Raw genomic sequence first — 16,676 nt, forward strand, 5'->3', positions numbered from 1 at the left:
CACGCCAATGGGCGGCCGGCATGACCCAAGCCGCCCCGTTCCAGCCAACCGTCGACCCCGCAACCCGCTTCCCGACCACCTGCTACGCCTGCGCCCGGCACGCCCACGGCGCGGGCATAGGCAACCCCCAGCAAGACCCACGCTATCTCTGCGGAGAATGTCTGCTCATGCTCGACACCATCAAATCCATCCGCGTGTGGTCGCCGTTGGAGCGCGCCGCCGTCAGCCGGGCCGTGGATGCGGTCACGCCGTTTGTGCACCGGTTCGGCTCCGACTTGGCCGAGTGGGAGGAGGAGAACGCCGAGGAGTTCATCCGCGCGATTTGGGGCGCCTGCGCCGATGGGCTGCGGGCGGTTATTCGGGAGAGGGAGATTCCGTTTTGACGCGGGCGGCGAATGACAATCAACTCTCAATCGACTTTGAGCCGTTGCGCGTTCTGATCGGTTGTGAATGCTCCGGCATCGTACGGCGGGCATTCGATGCGCTGGGACACGACGTGTGGTCTATCGACATCAAGCCGGCCGAGGACCGCACCAACCGGCACATCGTCGGCGACATTCGCAACCACCTGAACGACGGCTGGGATTTGCTGGCCGTCATGCATCCTCCGTGCACGCGGCTCACAAATAGTGGGGTGCGCTGGCTATCGGCGCCGCCACCGGGACGCACGCTTGAGGAGATGTGGGCCGAACTCGAGGAGGGCTGCGCATTGTTTTCCGATTGCTGGAACGCGCCTATCCCTCGCATCGCCATCGAGAACCCCGTGATGCACAAGCACGCCAAGGCGCGCATTCGCAACTTTGAGCCGGCCGCGCAAAGCGTCCAGCCTTGGCAGTTCGGGACCGATCCGGACGGCCCGGACAACGTAAAAAAGCGTACCTGCTTTTGGCTGAAGGGCCTGCCGAAGCTCACCCCGACAGGCACGCTGGATGGGTCCACAGCTCGAGACGAAATTCATAAGGCCAGTCCCGGTCCGGACCGCGCAGCCCGCAGAAGTCGGTTCTTTCCGGGGATTGCTGCAGCCATGGCCGACCAGTGGGGCGGCCACGCATTGGCAGACATCACCACACACCGCGAGGCAGCATGACACTACCAACCACGCCACACGCCTACGCCTCAACCGGTTGGCCGGTATTTCCGTGCCGCCCCGGCGAGGAAACGCACCCCGAAACCGGCGAAATACTCACACCCAAGTCACCATACACGACGCGCGGATTCCGCAGCGCCAGCCGTATGCCGCGCATTATCGATCGCTGGTGGGCTGATCATCCCGACGCAATGATCGGCATCCCCACCGGTGAGCCCACCGGCGTGTGGGTGCTCGACGTCGACGTTACTGACGGCAAGCAGGGCGAGGCTACCTTGGCGGCTTTGGTGGCCACAAACGGCCCGTTGCCCGTCACGCGCGAAGCCCGCACTGCATCGGGCGGCCGGCACATCTATTTCCAGCACCACCCCGGCGTCCGCAACCGCGGCTCGCTTGGGCCGGGCCTCGACGTGCGTGGCGACGGTGGCTTTGTTATTGCACCGGGCAGCCAGCTTGCCGACGGTCGCGCATATGAGTGGCTGAATGACGAGCAACCGGCTCCGGCGCCGCAGTGGTTGCTGGACCTTGTCTTGCCATCGGCCGTCACTACCCCCGCCCAGCCATTCAGCTACCAGCCGGGCCAGAACGAGCCGTACGTCGAGCGCGCCGTTGAGGCCGAGCTTTCGGCACTGGCTGCAACACCAAGCGGTGGGCGCGGGCAGGCCGTGAACCGCAGCGCCTACAGTCTGGGCACCCTTGTCGGTGCCGGTGCCTTGTCACGCGCGGATGCCGAACAGGGGCTGTGGCAGGCTGCCGTCGCATGTGGCGTGGTTGCCAAGGACGGGGAGGCGGAGATTCACCGAAAAATCAAGCGGGGGCTCGACGCTGGCATGCAGCAGCCGCGCCACATACCGGAGCGAGAGGAGGAAGACCTAGAGCGCTGGATGCCGCACAAGCTGTTGGCGAAGTTGCAGGCCAAAGCACAACAGGTGCAGGCGGCCAAGGAACCGGCCGGCAAGCCAGCCGCAACCGGCGTAGAGCCGCAGCCAGAGCCGGATAACAGCGGCAGCAAACCGGCCAGCACCCCGCCACCTGCACCAGCCACCGACGACCTCCCCGTCAAAATCACCCCGTTCCAATGGACTGACCCGCAGCTATTGCCGCGGCGGGAGTTTGTCTATGGCACGCACCTGGTGCGCAAATACGTGTCAGTTACGGTCTCGCCGGGCGGCATCGGCAAGACCAGTCTTACCATTGCGGAGGCCCTAGCGATGGTGTCCGGTCGCCCTCTTTTGGGCACCAAGCCGCCGCGCAGGCTCAATGTGTGGTTGTTCAACGCCGAGGACCCGCGCGATGAAATGGACCGGCGCATCATGGCGGCCGCGGTGCACTATAAGCTCAAGCCCCGTGATCTTGATGGCCTGTTTCTCGACTCCGGGCGCGAGCAATCTATCATCGTGGCGCACGAAGACAAGCGCAGTGGAACGGTCATTCAGTGGCCGATCGTCGATGCTGTGATCGAGCATATCAAGAGCAACAAAATCGACGTAATGGTCATCGACCCGTTCGTGTCGACGCACGGTGTCAGCGAGAACGACAACGGTGCGATCGACAAGGTGGCCAAGCTGTGGGCCAAAATCGCCGACGTCACCAACTGCGCGATTGAAGTCGTGCACCACGTCCGCAAGTCTGACGGGCGCGACGTGACAGTCGAGGATAGCCGGGGCGCTGTATCCCTCCTGGCGGCAGCCCGATCGGCTCGTGTGCTCAACCGCATGTCAGACGAACAAGCGTCGGCGGCTGGCTTATCGCCCACCGAGCGCTTTAGCTATTTCTCGGTCACTCGCGGCAAGTCGAACCTGTCGGCGATGTCAGGCGACCTGGAATGGCGTCGTTTGCAAAGCGTGCCGCTTGGGAACGGGGCGGGCCTTACCAAGCCACAGGACCATGCGGGCGTGGTGACGGAGTGGCAGTGGCCGGGAAAGGCGGATCTGGTCGACAGCGTCAGCTCGGACAAGCTGCGGCGCATCTGCACAGAAATCGATATGGCGGACTACCGCGAGAACGAGCAGGCCAAGGATTGGGTCGGGCAGGTTGTAGCGTACGTCCTTGGGCTGGACGCCTCGGATCGAGCCGAAAAACGCCGCATCAAAAGCATGGTCACGGCATGGATCGAAGACGGCACTTTCAAGATTGTCGAGGGCCGCGATCCAGTCCGCCGGACGGCCAAGAAGTTCGTCAAGTCGGCTCAATTCAGCGAGTAAAAATCACCGCACCACCACCGAGTGCACCACCTGTTTTTGAGGTGGTGCGGTGGTGCGCACCACCATGATTTTTGTGGTGGTGCACGGTGGAGCGGGAGACACCCCGAACACCTGCACCACCACCACCCCTATAGAGGGTGGGTGGGTGGTGGGTGTGCAGCGCACCACCGGGAAGAAAAGAGGTGGTGCAGCACAAAGAGGAAAAAGTGCACCACCATGAGGTGGAGCAGTTTTGGAAGGAGCACCCCATGCCATCAGTCCGCACCCTCAAAAACGGAACCCGTGTCATCCGGGCGGCGAATGAGAACTCGATACAGGAATGGCGTATCCAAGCCGAGGCGGTTCGTCGGTTAAAGCTCGTGCCCGGATACGGTGACGAGGCTGGCCCTGATGTGACGTTCACGTTGGCTGGCGACTTCAACGCGGCTCGCCGCAGTAGGCAGGAGGCGGTGAAAGCAAAAGCCACCGGCATCGCGGCCGGGGAGCCCGACCTGCGCATCTACGGTCAGGGCGGTCGGTTGCTGCTGATCGAGTTGAAGGGGCCGAAGACGCCGGTGAGTGCCGACCAACGCAAGCGGCATGCATTGTTGATCGGATTAGGACACCGTGTCGAGATTGTCCGCGGTAAGACGATTGAGCAAGGCGCCAGCGATGTAGTTGAGCTGGTGCGTGGGTGGTTGGCCGCTGCGCAACGAAAAGTGGCTTAGAAACTGAATGCCATTGCTATTACTCGCCACAAGCTGTAATGTCCTGTTACGTTTTCAGCCGTCTTTGGCTTTCTGATCACCGGCTTGTCCGGATTGCTTAGTCACCCCTCGATTATTGCGAACGTGCCGAACTGCGCTGTGCAGGGCGGATAACTGCTCGCGTTTATCATTCGAGCAATCCAAAGGACTATCCCATGATTAATGGCACCATTAAGTTTTTCAACGCCACCAAAGGCTTTGGCTTTATCACCCCTGAAAATGGCGGTCAGGACCACTTCGTCCACATCTCCGCTGTTCAGAACTCTGGGCTTGACGGGCTCTACGAGAACGACAAGGTCACGTACGACGTTGAGACCGGTCGCGACGGTCGCGAATCCGCGATCAACCTTAAGATGGCAAGCTGATTCAGTGGGCCGCGCTTATGTGCGGCCCTCTCCCCCACAGGAGAATACATGACCAGCACTTTACGTGCCGTTGCCGAAGCCCAGTTCGCTACAATCACTCGGCGTGAAGAAGACGCGGTAGACGAGAAGGGTACGCAACTTCAAATTACACGGGAAAAGACTGCGCGCCTGAAGGCGCTGCGCCTTTCCACGGCAGCCGGACGGGCAAACACAATTTCCCTGCCGCGCAAGGTGTAGCCACTACCGTCAGCGACAAACATGCCAACCCGCCGGTTCGCCTGCGGGTTTTTTCTTGTCATTTCCTCGCTATTTTGCCTTCCAAGCACTACATTTAGAACAGCCGCACCAAAGCGACAGTGTGAAGATACCCCGTGGCCTTAAGCTGGGCAGTGCCCATTCCCGTTCACACCGGAGGAGGTCGCGATGACACCCACCAAAAGCTCTCGTCGCTCGCTTGCCGAGCAACTCTCATTCGTGCTTGCCTATCGCAATCGCCCGGAACATGCCGAGCCCGTTCAGTCCAATTGGTCGACAGTTCCGGCAAACGACAACTTCGACCCCGAAGAGGTCGCTGACTACGGCTTTGAGCGCAACCTTCTGATTACGCCATCCGTCCAGGAAATCATGCGGCATGTGAAGCGAGGACCTGTTCAACGAAACCACAAGGGCCAGATCACAGCAATCGGCCGCCTGACTTTCAGCGATGGCACACAGACGGAAAAAGCTTATCGACGGAATACAGCAGGCCGAGTTGAGGAATACGACCGTCTAATGCCTGCAGGAGCAATGCTGCGCACCGCGGAGCGCTTGCAGGCGCAAGCAGGCGGGGCCGGCTATTCGGAGGCACAGCGGGAAGCCAGCAATGCCTTCTTTGCTGATGCCTTGGCCACCGAACCGGCTCGCCACATTAAGGGGAGAAGGCGCCGCCGAGAGCCCGAGGACAGGGATTTGACGGCGGCTGAATCGCGAGCATTGATTGCCGAGGCAGTCGCCAACACCCCTATTATGCCAGCCATCAAACATTACCCTCCAGGCCTGCCTTGCGGCGGGGTCCGCGTATCAGAAAGCTTCATCGGTATGCAGAAGGGGCGCAAAGGTGAGACCGGCTCGGTTGCGTGGGAGGACGTCGCGCATCGGGTGGAGAACGTCCGTGTGTGGCGGAGAGTCCGGAAGGCGCTGCGTGAAAAGGACCGTAAGGCGCTGGATGCTGCCATGACGGCGCGAACGCTGGCCGACATTGGCGAGGCGGTTGGGCAGGAGCGTGAATACGCGCGGCGCAAGGGCGGCAAGCGGGCATTGATGGCGGCAAATGACAACCTTGCAGCCGCAATCAAGAAATTTGTCGCTTAGGGTCCATAAACCGCGATCTCACTCACAGTATGGTGAAGGGGTTGAAACACCCCGCACCGTTTCGTCGCGAGAAAATACGTCGACGGACCCGGCGCCATGTGGCGGGCTTGGTGGCAACACCAACAGGCGCCACCGCTGAGTGACCGGGTAACTATTGGGCGCTGATGTGGCGAACAGTCACGCAGGCAATACGCGTACCGTATGGGCGCGCGCTCATTTCGAACCGAAGCCAGCCCCCTGCCGTATAGAACGACGCGCAGACATAGGGACTGCAGCCCTCGCGCTGGCTTCGTCCAATCCACGCATTGGCGCTGTTCTCCTCCTGCGGCCTTTTGCGTGTGCCCGGCAGTGAGCGACCGGAAACGGTATCGCTCCTGTCGGGCGAGTATTCCCTGGCGGGCCAACATGGCAGCGCATGGCCATGCCGCGACGTGCCCTTGCACACTCCATGCGCCGCGCAGGCGGGAGCCGCTGCCGCGTAAGAGCAGCGCCGGTAGCTGGCAACCGGCAATGAATTCGCCCGAATGGGCAACAGAATTGGCAGGCGGCGCTGAAAGCAGAAGCGCCACCACATTGACCCGCATGAGGTCCGCCCACTTCGCGCTTGGGAGACAGGACAATGCGGCGAGTGGTGTCAAGTATCGGTAAGCCCGACGCGAACAGCCGGAGTAGCGCCCGGCCCTGCCAACACTCAATACCGGGTAACCGGGCCGCTGGGTTGATCGCCAGCGAGCGGCCGCGTGAAGGGCTCTGCGCTTTGTGCGCCATTCCCTACCGGCCTTCTTATTCAGCCAGTCTGGCGCAATGGTAGCGCTGCTCTTTTGTAGTGAGAAGGTTGGGGGTTCAAATCCTGCGGCTGGCACCAGTTTCGCGGGTACAAGCCCTGGTGGGCTGATCGGCCTCATAAGCCGACGCATGGTCAGTTCAATTCTGACACCCGCTACCACCCCGACTCAGCTATACGGCTTTCATGCCTACAGAATTCAAACAGTCCGGCCCGCCCATTCAGCGCGGCAATGAATCCGTAACGCCAATGGCGCCGATATATTCCTGTGAGGGCTGCGGCTTTAAAGGCGCAGCTTTCGGGCAGAAGCACGGCGATGGCGTTCTGAGCTATTGCGGCTGGCGCAACGGCGGCCCCGTGTGTGTGGGCAAAGGGCGGGCCGATTAGCCCGCCACTCGATTAGGCTACGTCTCCTTTGGAGAGCCAATCGTTTCGCACAGCCCTGAAGCCGATCGAGCTTCTGCTAGTTTCCAATAGCCCCGACTTTCGGGCGGCATCGCACGCTCGGGCTCGCACGGACGCTGCGCCTATCCAGCCATCCAGTGAGTCCTCGCAAAGCTGTTTCAAGGCCTCGAGTTCCGGGTCGTTTTCGGGCCAGAACAGATCGAGATACTCCGACAGCTCCCAGACGCTATCGGCAACAAATGTGCCCGAAACAGGCAACTTGAGCAAAAGCGGATTAGAAAAAGGCCTGTGGCTCATCTCATCCTCTTGTTCTTGATTTTTTGAGATCGACGAGGAACCCTCGCCGGTATTGGATTTAGGCGGGCTCATAGCGTTTTCAAGAGCCTCTCATGGCATCCGAAAGCGGGTGAATTATGGCGCTGCTGCGGCATCGCAGCGCAATCCAAGGCTCGCTTCGGCGGGCCTTTTTCTTTGGAGGAGAGAGCACATGACGACCGAACTTCTGCGAGACCATGCAGGCGCACTTCACCTCTACAGCGATGGTCGCCCTGTCGCTGGCGCGGTTGTGACTGGCGTTGGTGCAGACCAGCACACCGGCGAGTTGCAGGCGATCATCACGCTGCCGCTATCCAAGGCCGTAATGGGGGAAACCCGCAACGTCATTCCGTTCGTTCGCCCCGAGACCAAAGCAGCATGACCCGCGAAGGTTGGGGCCGTGAGGGCTTTGGTGGCTGACCAACGCTCCGACGCTGCCCGCGCTTATCGACGGCTGTATTCCACAGCCCGGTGGCGCCGGCTGCGAGAGCATCAGCTGTCGCTCCACCCGCTGTGCGCGTGGTGCCAGGAGATGGACATCATCGAACCCGCGACCGAGGTTCACCACTCCGATGGTGGTCACAAGGGCGATATCCAGAAGTTCTGGGAAGGTCCGTTCATCTCGACTTGCAAGCCCTGCCACGCGTCTCGCGGGCAGCGGGAGGACCTCGGCCAGACGGTCGTGACGTTCGGGCCGGACGGGTGGCCTTTGGAATAATATTCCAAACAGGTCCGGGGGGGATTCAAATGTTGCCGACCGGGGGCTTTGGTTGCCGGCTGGGGGCACAACGCTTCATAAACCGCAACAAAAAACCGATTCAGATCGGGACGATTTTCCAAGGATATAGCTATGACCGCCCGCGGCAGAAAGTCTGCGGCGAGCAAGGAAGTGTCTACCGCGCAACTGCCGGGACAGCGTCCTGCTGCGCCGCGAGGTTTGACCAAATTCCAGAAAGCTGAGTGGGAAGCGATCGTCGGCCGGATGCCTGCTGACTGGTTCACCCGTGAGACGCACGGCCTGCTAGTGCAGTACGTCCGGCACGCCGAGAACGCCGACAAGCTGGCCGGTGTGCTGGACAAGTTCCCGGTTGAGCAGCTGGCCATAGAAGACGGCGCCGAGCGCTTCGACAAGTTGACCAAAATGGCTGAGCGGGAAGGGCGCGCAATGTCGTCGCTGGCGACGCGCATGAGGCTGACGCAGCAATCCCGGTACAACGCCAAGAACGCGAGCACAGGGGCTGACAAGGCGGGCAGCGCGGCCAAGAAGCCCTGGGAGGATTGATGGGGAGCCCGGAGACTCGCGCCGAGCGCAACATTCGCTGGTGCGAGGAGCATCTGCGCATCCCGGAAGGAAGGTTCGTTGGGCAGCCGCTGAAGATGGCGGAGTTCATGAAGGACGACTTCCGCGCCATTTACGACAATCCAAACGGAACACGGCGGGCAATTATCTCTCGGGGCCGCAAGAACGCCAAGACCACCGAGAGCGCGATGATCCTGTTGCTGCACCTGTGCGGTCCGGAGGTGCGCCACAACAGCCAGCTGTTCAGCGCCGCGCAGTCGCGCGAGCAGGCGTCGCTTCTGTTCGCGCTCGCCGCGAAGATGGTGCGCATGTCTCCGACGCTGGTGCAGTACGTCGTCATTCGGGACACGGCCAAGCAGTTGTTCTGCGCGGAACTTGGAACGCTCTATCGGGCGCTATCGGCAGAGGCGTCGACCGCGTTTGGCTTGAGCCCCATCCTGACAATCCACGACGAGCTGGGCCAGGTTAAGGGGCCGCGATCCGCGCTGTATGAGGCGCTTGAGACGGCAACGGCCGCCCAAGAGGAGCCGCTGTCGATTATCATCTCGACACAGGCCCCGACCGACGCGGACTTGCTATCGGTCCTGATTGACGACGCCAAGACCGGGGCTGACCCGCGAACGGTGCTGCGCTTCCAAACAGCGCCGGATGAGGTCGAGACCTTTTCGGTCGACGCCATACGGGCAGCTAACCCAGCGTTTGACGTGTTCATGAACCAGCAAGAAGTGCTGGCGATGGCCGAAGACGCCAAGCGCATGCCGTCGCGACAGGCCGAGTTTGAGAACCTCGTTCTGAACAGGCGCGTCGAGGTCAATAGCCCGTTCATGCCGCGTGCGGTGTGGGAGGCCTGTGGCGGGGAGCCCAACCGGGACTTCTCGGGCAGGCCAGTCTATGGCGGGCTGGACTTGTCCGAAACCACTGACCTGACTGCGCTGGTGCTTATCGCGCCGGGCGAGGATGGAGTGTGGGACGTTCGGCCGACGTTCTGGCTACCCGGCGAGGGTCTGCTGGAGCGGTCGCGGTCCGACCGGGTGCCGTATGACGTTTGGGCTGCGGACGGGAAGCTGCAGACGGTGCCGGGCGCGCGCAGCATCGAATACGACTACATCGCCGAGCATCTGCGCGGCGTCTTCGATGACATGGACGTGCAGAAGATCGCTTTCGACCGGTACAACTTCCGGCATCTTCGGCCATGTCTGCTGCGGGCGGGTTTCACCGAAGACGAAATCGACGAGCGGTTCATGGAGTTCGGGCAGGGCTTCGTCTCTATGTCGCCCGCGCTACGGCAGCTTGAGAGCTGGGCCGTAAACGAAAAGCTGCGCCACGGCGGACACCCGGTCCTGAATATGTGCGCTGCCAATGCGGTGGCCAAGATGGACGACGCCGGCAACCGCAAGCTGACGAAATCGCAAAGCCGGGGCCGTATCGACGGCATGGTGAGTTTGGCGATGGCGTGCGGTGCGGCGAGTGAATACGTCGAGGTCGCCAGTAGCAACATCGGTGACTTCGTCGACAACATGACATTCTATACCTGGTAGGGGCGCTATGGGCTTCATTGATAAGTGGGTTGGTCGGGTTATCCGGCTGACCGACGGCGCCTTTTGGAAGGGCTTTTTCGGCTTCGGGACAACGAGCGGCGAGAAAGTCACGTACGAAACTGCGCTGCAATCGGAGGCGGTGTGGGCTTGCACCACGCTTATTTCTGATACCGTGGGAACGTTGTCATGCGTCGTGTACGGCGCTGATGGCGTAACAGAGGATCGGGACAGCCCACTCTTCGAACTGCTGCACTACTTGCCGAACATGGACGACACGGCCCCGGATTTCTGGTCGCAGGTCGCCCTGTGCGTCTGTCTTGATGGAAACTTTTTCGCGGAAATAAAGCGAAACGGCAGCGGCGCGATTGTGGCGCTCAACCCGCACGCGCCGCTTGCCGTCGACGTGCAGCGTAACAGCCGCAACGAGCGTGTTTACGAGGTTACCGAGGACGGCGGAACGAAGCGTCGCATTAGCGAAAAGAACATGTTTCATGTCCGGGGCAAAACGCTACCGGGGTGTGATCGTGGGCTCTCGCCAATCGAGTACGCCAAGAACACGGTTGGCAACGCGCTGGCCGGCGAGAAGGCCGTTGGCCGAATGATGAAAAGCGGGCTCATGGCATCGCTGATCGTCTCCAGCGACCAGATTCTGAATCCCGAGCAGCGCAAGCAGATCGGCGATGTGTTCGCTCAGTTCGCAGGTGCCGACAAGGCTGGTGGGGTATTGCCGCTTGAGGGCGGGATGAAGCCCTACCCGATGTCGATCAATCCGAAGGACGCGCAGCTACTTGAGAGCCGTCAGTACATCGTCGAGCAGATTTGCCGCGTGTATGGCATCCCGCCGGTGATGGTGGGTGGCAATAACGCCACTGCATGGGGCAGCGGGATTGAGCAGCTCATTCTGCAGTTCACCAAGACCTGCATGCGGCCAATGCTCAAGCGTATCGAGTACGCCATCTACCGCGATTTGTTGACGCCCGAGCAGCGCAAGACGGTCAAGGTCAAGTTCAACATGGAAGACCTGCTGCGTGGTGATAGCGCGGCGCGGGCAGAGTTCCTCACGAAGTTGGTCAACAGCGGGATTTACCACGTCGACGAAGCGCGGGCCTATGAAGGCAAGCCTCCGACTGCTGGCGGGGATAAGTCGATCGTCAACGGCACCATGCAGCGTCTCGACCAGATCGGCGTCGCCGCAAACCAGAACACCGCGGCGCCGGCTCCGGCGAGACCGGCGGCATAGTCCAAGGACACTCAATGAAATACCAACACGTTCTATCCGCCTTCGCGGCGGAGCCGTGGGCTATGGAGCGCTCAAAGGTGTCGGTTATTGCTGACTTCCTTGCGTTCAAGGCTGCCGGCGGCGCTGTCGCGGCCGATGAAATGGCTGCGCGGATTACCAAGAAACAGGACGGCGAGATCGCGCGGCGCGAAGGTGCCGTCGCGGTCATTCCGGTCTCTGGCGTCTTGGCCCCCAAGATGGACCTGATGACCGAGATTTCCGGCGGCACGTCGTACACAGCGCTACAGAAAGCGCTGCACGCGGCGCTTGCCGACCCGGATGTAAAGGCGGTCGTGCTCGACATCGATAGCCCCGGCGGAGCCGTGCCGGGGGCGCAAGAGCTTGGCGATGAAATCCGCGCGCTGCGTGGTGGCGATAAGCCAATCATCGCGCAGGTGAACCATTTGGCGGCAAGCGCAGCCTACTGGATAGCCAGCCAGGCCGACGAGATCGTAGTGTCTCCGAGCGCCCGCGCCGGCTCGATCGGCGTTTACACGGTGCACGAAGACATTTCCGTAGCGCTCGAAAAAGCCGGCGTGAAGCGGACCTATATCGCAGCCGGCGAGCACAAGGTCGAGGGCAACGAGACCGAGCCGCTGGGCGAAGATGCATTGGCGTTCATCGAGGAGCGCGTGGCGCGGTCATATGGCCGGTTCGTGCAGGCAGTGGCCGATGGGCGCGGTGTGACCGTGGCCAAGGTCGAAAAGGATTACGGCCAAGGTCGCGTGTTCTTCGCCGAGGAGCTTGTCGAGAAGGGCATGGCCGATCGTATCGGTACGCTCGCGCAGACGCTGGCGCGCTTTGGCGCCGACCAAACACCCGAGCCAGTCCGAAAGCTGCGCGCGGCTAACGGCCAGCGCGCTGAGGATGCAGAATACCTGCTCGCGGCCATGAGGGCTGGCGATCAGGTCACAATTCGCGAGTTCGAGAACGGCATCAGGGGACTGATGGGATTCTCGAAATCGGAGGCAGAGCGGGCAGCCCGGCTCTACTTCAAGATTGATCAGGGGGAACCTGATGAGGGCGAAGCAACATTGATGGCAGCCGTGAATGAAGCGCTGGCAGCCGCCGGCGACGCGCTCGCTATCGCACAGTCTTTTCCTAAATAGGATACCCGTACATGTCTGAAAATACCGCACTCGTCGAGAAGATCGGCGAGCTTGGCACCTCTTTGGCTGCCATCAAGGAAACCGTTGGCAATCTCGGAACAGAGTTCCAGGACAAGCTGGCCGCAAATGGCGAAGCTTCCACTGAGCTGACTGAGAAGGTCGACAAGGCGCTGTCCGAACTTGGTTCGGCGACCACACGCCTTGGCGAACTCGAAAAGCGCGCCGCGCGTGAGCGTGAAATTGGCGAGGAAGGCTTCAAGGGGCTCGGCGACTACCTCGTGGAGTCTGCCGCGTTCAAGGCGGCTGACCTCTCCGGCGCCTCTCGCGGCTCGATCCGCGTCAAGGCGGAACGCGCTGACATCACGTCGGCCGACACCACCGTTGGCGCTGGACGCTCGCAGGGAACGTCGCTGGTGCCGGGCCATCGTCTGGCTGGCATCATTGCCCCGCCCAATCGACAGATGACCATCCGGGACTTGCTGGCTCAGGGCGTGACCTCGTCGAACGTCATTGAGTACGTCAAGGAAACGGGCTTCACCAACGCCGCTGCGCCAGTCGCGGAGGGTGCGCTGAAGCCGAAGTCTGACCTGACCTTCAACATGGAAAGTGCGCCTGTTCGCACTCTGGCCCATATCTTCAAGATTTCGCGCCAGATGCTCGATGATGCGGTCGGCATTGCCAGCTACATCAACGCTCGCGGCACCTATGGCCTGAAGTACGTTGAAGAGGGCCAGATCCTCAATGGTGACGGCACTGGCCAGAACCTTGAGGGACTTGTTCCCCAGGCCACGGCCTTCGCTCCAGCGTTCGCGCCGACCGATGAGACGGCAATTGACCGTCTGCGTCTCGCGGTTCTTCAGGTTGCGCTTGCTGAGTATCCTGCAACTGGCTTTGTGCTCCACCCGACTGACTGGGCGCGCATTGAACTGACGAAGGATGCCGGTGGCAATTACATCGTTGGGAACGCGCAGCAGGGCATTCAGCCCACGTTGTGGAACCTGCCTGTCGTGGCCACTCAGGCGATGGCCGCCGGTGAGTTCCTCACGGGCGCGTTCAATCTCGGCGCGCAAATCTTCGACCGCATGGACGTTGAAGTCCTTCTCTCCACCGAGAACGAGGATGATTTCGTCAAGAACATGGCGACTATCCGCGTTGAGGAGCGTCTTGCACTGATCGTGCCGCGCCCTGAATCGTTCGTCACCGGCGACATTCTTCCTGCAACCGGCCCGTAATCCAAGAGCGGGCGGCTTCGGCCGCTCGCTCTCCCTTCAGGAGAGATTGCATGCGAGTTAGAGCACTCAAAACGATCAGGGGCGATTACGGCCTGCTGGTTCGCAATGCCGAAGACGATATCGACGACGCGGTGGCCAAGAAGCTGATTGCAGCCGGCTATGTGGTTGCGGTTGACAAGGTCGCTTCGGAAACGGACGCCTCCGAGACCGAGACCGAGACCGAGACCGAGACCGAGACCGTCGTGGAAGCCGCGGGCTCTCCGGCCAAGCCGAAGCGCACGCGGAAGGTGAAATAATGCCGACACCGCGAGACAGAGGTCGAAAGCGCAAGACGGCCAGCTATATCGGCGCGGGGATTATCGGTGGCGGTGCACCGCCGACGCCGGACCCGCTCGGAATAAGCGGGACGCCGGTAACGGCGGGCGTCGAAAACGAAGCATATGACGGGTTCGCGGTAACCGCCACGGGCGGTGTCGAGCCTTATGTCTATTCGCTGGTAGGAACGTGGCCTGCTGGAATCGCGGTCGACGCTGAGACCGGCGCTGTTTCCGGCACGCCGACCGACGCTGGTGAGTTCACCGACTTATCGGTTCGCGTAACCGATGGGGCCGAGGACACGGCGGATATGGAAGCATTCGTGCTGACCATTGTGCCTGACGGCGGGGGCGACTGATGGCGCTCGTCGACCTTGCGCTCGCCAAGAAGCATCTGCGGGTCGACTGGGACGATGAGAATGGCGAAATCGCCGTTTATCTCGCCGCCGCCGAAACCACGGTGATCGAATATCTCGACCGCGCAGTTCTGGCGGAAGGCGAAAGCCTACCCGAAGATGACCCGCACGCCATGGTGATCACGCCGCCTATCGCTGCAGCGATCTTGCTGCTGACCGGTGAGTTGTACGAGCGCCGCGAGCCGCCGGAAAGCAACGCCGGTGAAGCGATGCTGTCGCCAGTCGTGCGACGGCTGTTGGCACCGTATCGGGTGTGGCGGACCATGCCGGAGGATTGCTGACATGCCCCGCGTTCGTTTCACCGCAGACATGGATTGGAGCCCCAAGCAGGGCGTGACAATCGCTTACCGCAAGGGCTGGTCCGGCATGGTGGTGACGCCATGCGCCGAAGCCGCTGTGGCGGCTGGCAAGGCTGTGCGTGTGGTCAAGGCGAAGGGGGTGGCCGATGGCAGCAGGCAAGCTGAACCGGCGGGTGCACGCTCAGAAGAGGGGTGACCTTTCGGATGGCTGGGGCGGCGTAACGCCCGGCGCTGGCGAGTTTGAAACCCAGTTCACTGTAGCGGCCGAGTTCCGCCCCATGCGAGGCGGGGAGGCCGTCATTGCTGCGCGCCTAACCGGCAAGCAGCCCTATGTCGTGCGGGTGCGCAATGCAGCCACCACACGGGCCATCAGGCACGACTGGCGGCTGGTCGACGCTCGGACCAATGAAGTGCTGGAGCTGCGCTCACCGGTGCACGATCCTGACGGCAAGCGCGCTTGGCTAGAATTCGTGGTGGAGGCTGAAACACCGAATGGCTGATCCTACATTCGCCGTGCAGTTCGCCATCATGGGGCTGATACGAACCAGTATCACCGAAATTGGCCAGCGAGTGCACGATTACGTGCCACAGACTTCCGCGTTCCCATACATATCGGTTTCGGTGCCCTCGTCGGTGCCGATTGATGAGGCGTGCTGGGACCGTTCGGAGGTCATGCTTCAACTCGACGTGTGGTCGAACACGCCGTCCTCGAACGAGGTAAAATCCATTGCCCCGAAGGTACGCGATCTGCTGCACGAAACTGACATTTCGGTGGCTGGTTTCGTCGTCGATCGTGCGCGAGTCGATGGTATTTTCTACAGCCGGGAAGACAACACCGAACTGCATCGGGCCCGCATCATGGTGACGGTAGAAGCGCAGCCCGCTTAACCGCACCCCCACACACAGACAGAAACATGTGGCCGCCTTCGGGTGGCCTTTTCTTTTATGGAGGCCGCATTGGCGACCACGAAGAAGCTTCTTATCCAGTTCGGCGATGGGGATGATCCCGAAGTTTTCGCCTACAATTGCACGATCAATACGTCCCAGGACTTTACGATTGAAGGCACGACCGTAGATGCGACCGAGCCCAACTGTGAAAATCCTGATGCTCCGGCTTGGGTACTGCGCTCCATCGATACGCTTTCGGCCGGCATTAACGGCGCCGGCACTATGGATCCATTGAGTTTCGGAGTGCTCCGCGATCACATGCTTTCCGGCGAACCGTTTAACGTGCGTGTTATGCTCGACCTAACATCGCAGGCCGGCGGTGGGTATTTTGAAGGTCGGTACGTCATGACCTCACTTGGCGTCGCCAAGGAGGGTAAGGGTTATGTGTCGGCCACGGTGGCGCTCCAGTCCGATGGCGAGATCGCTTGGGTGGCGGCAGAGTAATGGGCGCATTCTATGAGGCTGAGCTGGGCGGGGAAAACCGCCGCTTTAGGCTGGCAATTGGCGAACTTCGTGAGTTGCAGGAAAAATGCGATGCCGGCCCGGCCACAATTCTCGCCCGACTTGTCAGTTTTCAGCCGCAGGTCGCCGGGCGCGGCGAGCCCAACCCTGATGACTTCGGAGGTCCCGAAAGTGACGAGTTTCGGGCCGAACTCACTATCTATTCCATTCTCCGCTCAATTGGCGGGGACTGGCGCATCAACGATATTCGCGAGCCGATCCGGCTTGGTCTGATCGGCGGCGGCATGACCCCCAGCGAAGTTTCGGTGGTTCTGGCGCGCTATGTCGACCAGATTCACAAATACCCGCTCGTGGAATATAGGCCGCTCGCGGTGGAAATCCTGATGCACGCCATTATGCCGGAGCCTGATGACCCGGTGGGAAAGTCGGTGGCCGTGACGGAGACGACGCCGACAGCGGAAGCGACAGCAACGGCAAGTTGAAGTTCTCGGCCTTTTACGGCCTCGGCGGTGCGCTGCGATAC

General features: G+C 61.3%; 22 protein-coding genes and 1 tRNA gene. All 23 read left to right on the plus strand.

The window, feature by feature from the left end:
* Positions 1 to 167: 167 nt before the first annotated feature.
* The 23 genes from VNS12_RS13460 (at position 168) to VNS12_RS13570 (ending at position 16,635) form a co-directional block, all read left to right on the plus strand.
* Entirely contained in the window at positions 168 to 383 is a 216-nt protein-coding gene (locus VNS12_RS13460) for a DUF6511 domain-containing protein (protein WP_325488357.1), read from the plus strand.
* On the plus strand, positions 380 to 1,087 hold the full coding sequence (locus tag VNS12_RS13465) for a hypothetical protein (protein ID WP_325488358.1): 708 nt from the start codon (positions 380 to 382) through the stop codon (positions 1,085 to 1,087). Before VNS12_RS13460 ends, VNS12_RS13465 begins: the two co-directional genes overlap by 4 nt.
* Entirely contained in the window at positions 1,084 to 3,291 is a 2,208-nt protein-coding gene (locus VNS12_RS13470; RefSeq protein WP_325488359.1) for a bifunctional DNA primase/polymerase, read from the plus strand. Before VNS12_RS13465 ends, VNS12_RS13470 begins: the two co-directional genes overlap by 4 nt.
* Positions 3,292 to 3,473: 182 nt before the next feature.
* Positions 3,474 to 3,998 carry a VRR-NUC domain-containing protein gene (locus VNS12_RS13475; RefSeq protein WP_325488360.1) on the plus strand — a complete coding sequence of 175 codons (525 nt, stop codon included), beginning with the start codon at positions 3,474 to 3,476 and terminating at the stop codon, positions 3,996 to 3,998.
* Positions 3,999 to 4,192: 194 nt separating this feature from the next.
* Positions 4,193 to 4,402 carry a cold-shock protein gene (locus VNS12_RS13480; RefSeq protein ID WP_325488361.1) on the plus strand — a complete coding sequence of 70 codons (210 nt, stop codon included), beginning with the start codon at positions 4,193 to 4,195 and terminating at the stop codon, positions 4,400 to 4,402.
* A gap of 48 nt (positions 4,403 to 4,450) precedes the next feature.
* Complete coding sequence (locus tag VNS12_RS13485) at positions 4,451 to 4,639, plus strand: hypothetical protein (RefSeq protein WP_325488362.1); 189 nt, start codon at positions 4,451 to 4,453, stop codon at positions 4,637 to 4,639.
* 186 nt (positions 4,640 to 4,825) lie between these two features.
* Complete coding sequence (locus tag VNS12_RS13490) at positions 4,826 to 5,752, plus strand: hypothetical protein (protein ID WP_325488363.1); 927 nt, start codon at positions 4,826 to 4,828, stop codon at positions 5,750 to 5,752.
* A gap of 869 nt (positions 5,753 to 6,621) precedes the next feature.
* Positions 6,622 to 6,698 (plus strand) — tRNA-Ile (locus VNS12_RS13495).
* Between the two features lie 730 nt (positions 6,699 to 7,428).
* Positions 7,429 to 7,638, plus strand: coding sequence for a hypothetical protein (locus tag VNS12_RS13500; protein WP_325488364.1), 210 nt, complete (start codon positions 7,429 to 7,431; stop codon positions 7,636 to 7,638).
* Positions 7,639 to 7,668: 30 nt separating this feature from the next.
* A complete protein-coding gene (locus VNS12_RS13505; protein ID WP_325488365.1) occupies positions 7,669 to 7,974 on the plus strand; it encodes an HNH endonuclease in 306 nt (101 codons plus the stop codon).
* 132 nt (positions 7,975 to 8,106) lie between these two features.
* On the plus strand, positions 8,107 to 8,538 hold the full coding sequence (locus VNS12_RS13510; RefSeq protein WP_325488366.1) for a hypothetical protein: 432 nt from the start codon (positions 8,107 to 8,109) through the stop codon (positions 8,536 to 8,538).
* Positions 8,538 to 10,094 carry a terminase large subunit gene (locus tag VNS12_RS13515; protein ID WP_325488367.1) on the plus strand — a complete coding sequence of 519 codons (1,557 nt, stop codon included), beginning with the start codon at positions 8,538 to 8,540 and terminating at the stop codon, positions 10,092 to 10,094. Before VNS12_RS13510 ends, VNS12_RS13515 begins: the two co-directional genes overlap by 1 nt.
* A gap of 7 nt (positions 10,095 to 10,101) precedes the next feature.
* Complete coding sequence (locus VNS12_RS13520) at positions 10,102 to 11,334, plus strand: phage portal protein (protein ID WP_325488368.1); 1,233 nt, start codon at positions 10,102 to 10,104, stop codon at positions 11,332 to 11,334.
* Between the two features lie 14 nt (positions 11,335 to 11,348).
* On the plus strand, positions 11,349 to 12,482 hold the full coding sequence (locus tag VNS12_RS13525) for a S49 family peptidase (protein ID WP_325488369.1): 1,134 nt from the start codon (positions 11,349 to 11,351) through the stop codon (positions 12,480 to 12,482).
* Positions 12,483 to 12,493: 11 nt separating this feature from the next.
* Positions 12,494 to 13,714, plus strand: coding sequence for a phage major capsid protein (locus VNS12_RS13530; protein ID WP_325488370.1), 1,221 nt, complete (start codon positions 12,494 to 12,496; stop codon positions 13,712 to 13,714).
* A gap of 50 nt (positions 13,715 to 13,764) precedes the next feature.
* Positions 13,765 to 14,010, plus strand: a complete 246-nt coding sequence (locus VNS12_RS13535; protein WP_325488371.1) for a hypothetical protein — start codon at positions 13,765 to 13,767, stop codon at positions 14,008 to 14,010.
* Positions 14,010 to 14,387: a putative Ig domain-containing protein gene (locus VNS12_RS13540; RefSeq protein WP_325488372.1), complete on the plus strand. Its 378-nt coding sequence runs from the start codon at positions 14,010 to 14,012 to the stop codon at positions 14,385 to 14,387. The genes VNS12_RS13535 and VNS12_RS13540 overlap by 1 nt, the downstream gene beginning before the upstream one ends.
* The gene (locus VNS12_RS13545) at positions 14,387 to 14,725 is read left to right on the plus strand and encodes a head-tail connector protein (protein ID WP_325488373.1); all 339 of its coding nucleotides are present in this window, start codon (positions 14,387 to 14,389) and stop codon (positions 14,723 to 14,725) included. Before VNS12_RS13540 ends, VNS12_RS13545 begins: the two co-directional genes overlap by 1 nt.
* 1 nt (position 14,726) lies before the next feature.
* Positions 14,727 to 14,939: a hypothetical protein gene (locus VNS12_RS13550; RefSeq protein ID WP_325488374.1), complete on the plus strand. Its 213-nt coding sequence runs from the start codon at positions 14,727 to 14,729 to the stop codon at positions 14,937 to 14,939.
* Positions 14,890 to 15,243, plus strand: coding sequence for a head-tail adaptor protein (locus tag VNS12_RS13555; protein ID WP_325488375.1), 354 nt, complete (start codon positions 14,890 to 14,892; stop codon positions 15,241 to 15,243). Before VNS12_RS13550 ends, VNS12_RS13555 begins: the two co-directional genes overlap by 50 nt.
* Positions 15,236 to 15,631: a DUF3168 domain-containing protein gene (locus tag VNS12_RS13560; RefSeq protein WP_325488376.1), complete on the plus strand. Its 396-nt coding sequence runs from the start codon at positions 15,236 to 15,238 to the stop codon at positions 15,629 to 15,631. Before VNS12_RS13555 ends, VNS12_RS13560 begins: the two co-directional genes overlap by 8 nt.
* 69 nt (positions 15,632 to 15,700) lie before the next feature.
* Positions 15,701 to 16,135 carry a phage tail tube protein gene (locus tag VNS12_RS13565; protein WP_325488377.1) on the plus strand — a complete coding sequence of 145 codons (435 nt, stop codon included), beginning with the start codon at positions 15,701 to 15,703 and terminating at the stop codon, positions 16,133 to 16,135.
* A complete protein-coding gene (locus VNS12_RS13570) occupies positions 16,135 to 16,635 on the plus strand; it encodes a gene transfer agent family protein (RefSeq protein WP_325488378.1) in 501 nt (166 codons plus the stop codon). Before VNS12_RS13565 ends, VNS12_RS13570 begins: the two co-directional genes overlap by 1 nt.
* Positions 16,636 to 16,676: the final 41 nt, after the last annotated feature.

Origin of the sequence: Pelagibacterium sp., assembly GCF_035555455.1 — a bacterium.
In the GTDB taxonomy this organism is placed as follows: Bacteria; Pseudomonadota; Alphaproteobacteria; order Rhizobiales; family Devosiaceae; genus Pelagibacterium.

Coding starts and splice junctions, on each gene's coding strand:
- VNS12_RS13570 (WP_325488378.1), top strand. CDS start 16,135: ATGGGCGCATTCTATGAGGCTGAGCTGGGCGGGGAAAACCGCCGCTTT.
- VNS12_RS13555 (WP_325488375.1), top strand. CDS start 14,890: ATGGCAGCAGGCAAGCTGAACCGGCGGGTGCACGCTCAGAAGAGGGGT.
- VNS12_RS13490 (WP_325488363.1), top strand. CDS start 4,826: ATGACACCCACCAAAAGCTCTCGTCGCTCGCTTGCCGAGCAACTCTCA.
- VNS12_RS13535 (WP_325488371.1), top strand. CDS start 13,765: ATGCGAGTTAGAGCACTCAAAACGATCAGGGGCGATTACGGCCTGCTG.
- VNS12_RS13550 (WP_325488374.1), top strand. CDS start 14,727: ATGCCCCGCGTTCGTTTCACCGCAGACATGGATTGGAGCCCCAAGCAG.
- VNS12_RS13545 (WP_325488373.1), top strand. CDS start 14,387: ATGGCGCTCGTCGACCTTGCGCTCGCCAAGAAGCATCTGCGGGTCGAC.
- VNS12_RS13540 (WP_325488372.1), top strand. CDS start 14,010: ATGCCGACACCGCGAGACAGAGGTCGAAAGCGCAAGACGGCCAGCTAT.
- VNS12_RS13510 (WP_325488366.1), top strand. CDS start 8,107: ATGACCGCCCGCGGCAGAAAGTCTGCGGCGAGCAAGGAAGTGTCTACC.
- VNS12_RS13500 (WP_325488364.1), top strand. CDS start 7,429: ATGACGACCGAACTTCTGCGAGACCATGCAGGCGCACTTCACCTCTAC.
- VNS12_RS13515 (WP_325488367.1), top strand. CDS start 8,538: ATGGGGAGCCCGGAGACTCGCGCCGAGCGCAACATTCGCTGGTGCGAG.
- VNS12_RS13530 (WP_325488370.1), top strand. CDS start 12,494: ATGTCTGAAAATACCGCACTCGTCGAGAAGATCGGCGAGCTTGGCACC.
- VNS12_RS13525 (WP_325488369.1), top strand. CDS start 11,349: ATGAAATACCAACACGTTCTATCCGCCTTCGCGGCGGAGCCGTGGGCT.
- VNS12_RS13480 (WP_325488361.1), top strand. CDS start 4,193: ATGATTAATGGCACCATTAAGTTTTTCAACGCCACCAAAGGCTTTGGC.
- VNS12_RS13560 (WP_325488376.1), top strand. CDS start 15,236: ATGGCTGATCCTACATTCGCCGTGCAGTTCGCCATCATGGGGCTGATA.
- VNS12_RS13520 (WP_325488368.1), top strand. CDS start 10,102: ATGGGCTTCATTGATAAGTGGGTTGGTCGGGTTATCCGGCTGACCGAC.
- VNS12_RS13470 (WP_325488359.1), top strand. CDS start 1,084: ATGACACTACCAACCACGCCACACGCCTACGCCTCAACCGGTTGGCCG.
- VNS12_RS13485 (WP_325488362.1), top strand. CDS start 4,451: ATGACCAGCACTTTACGTGCCGTTGCCGAAGCCCAGTTCGCTACAATC.
- VNS12_RS13460 (WP_325488357.1), top strand. CDS start 168: ATGCTCGACACCATCAAATCCATCCGCGTGTGGTCGCCGTTGGAGCGC.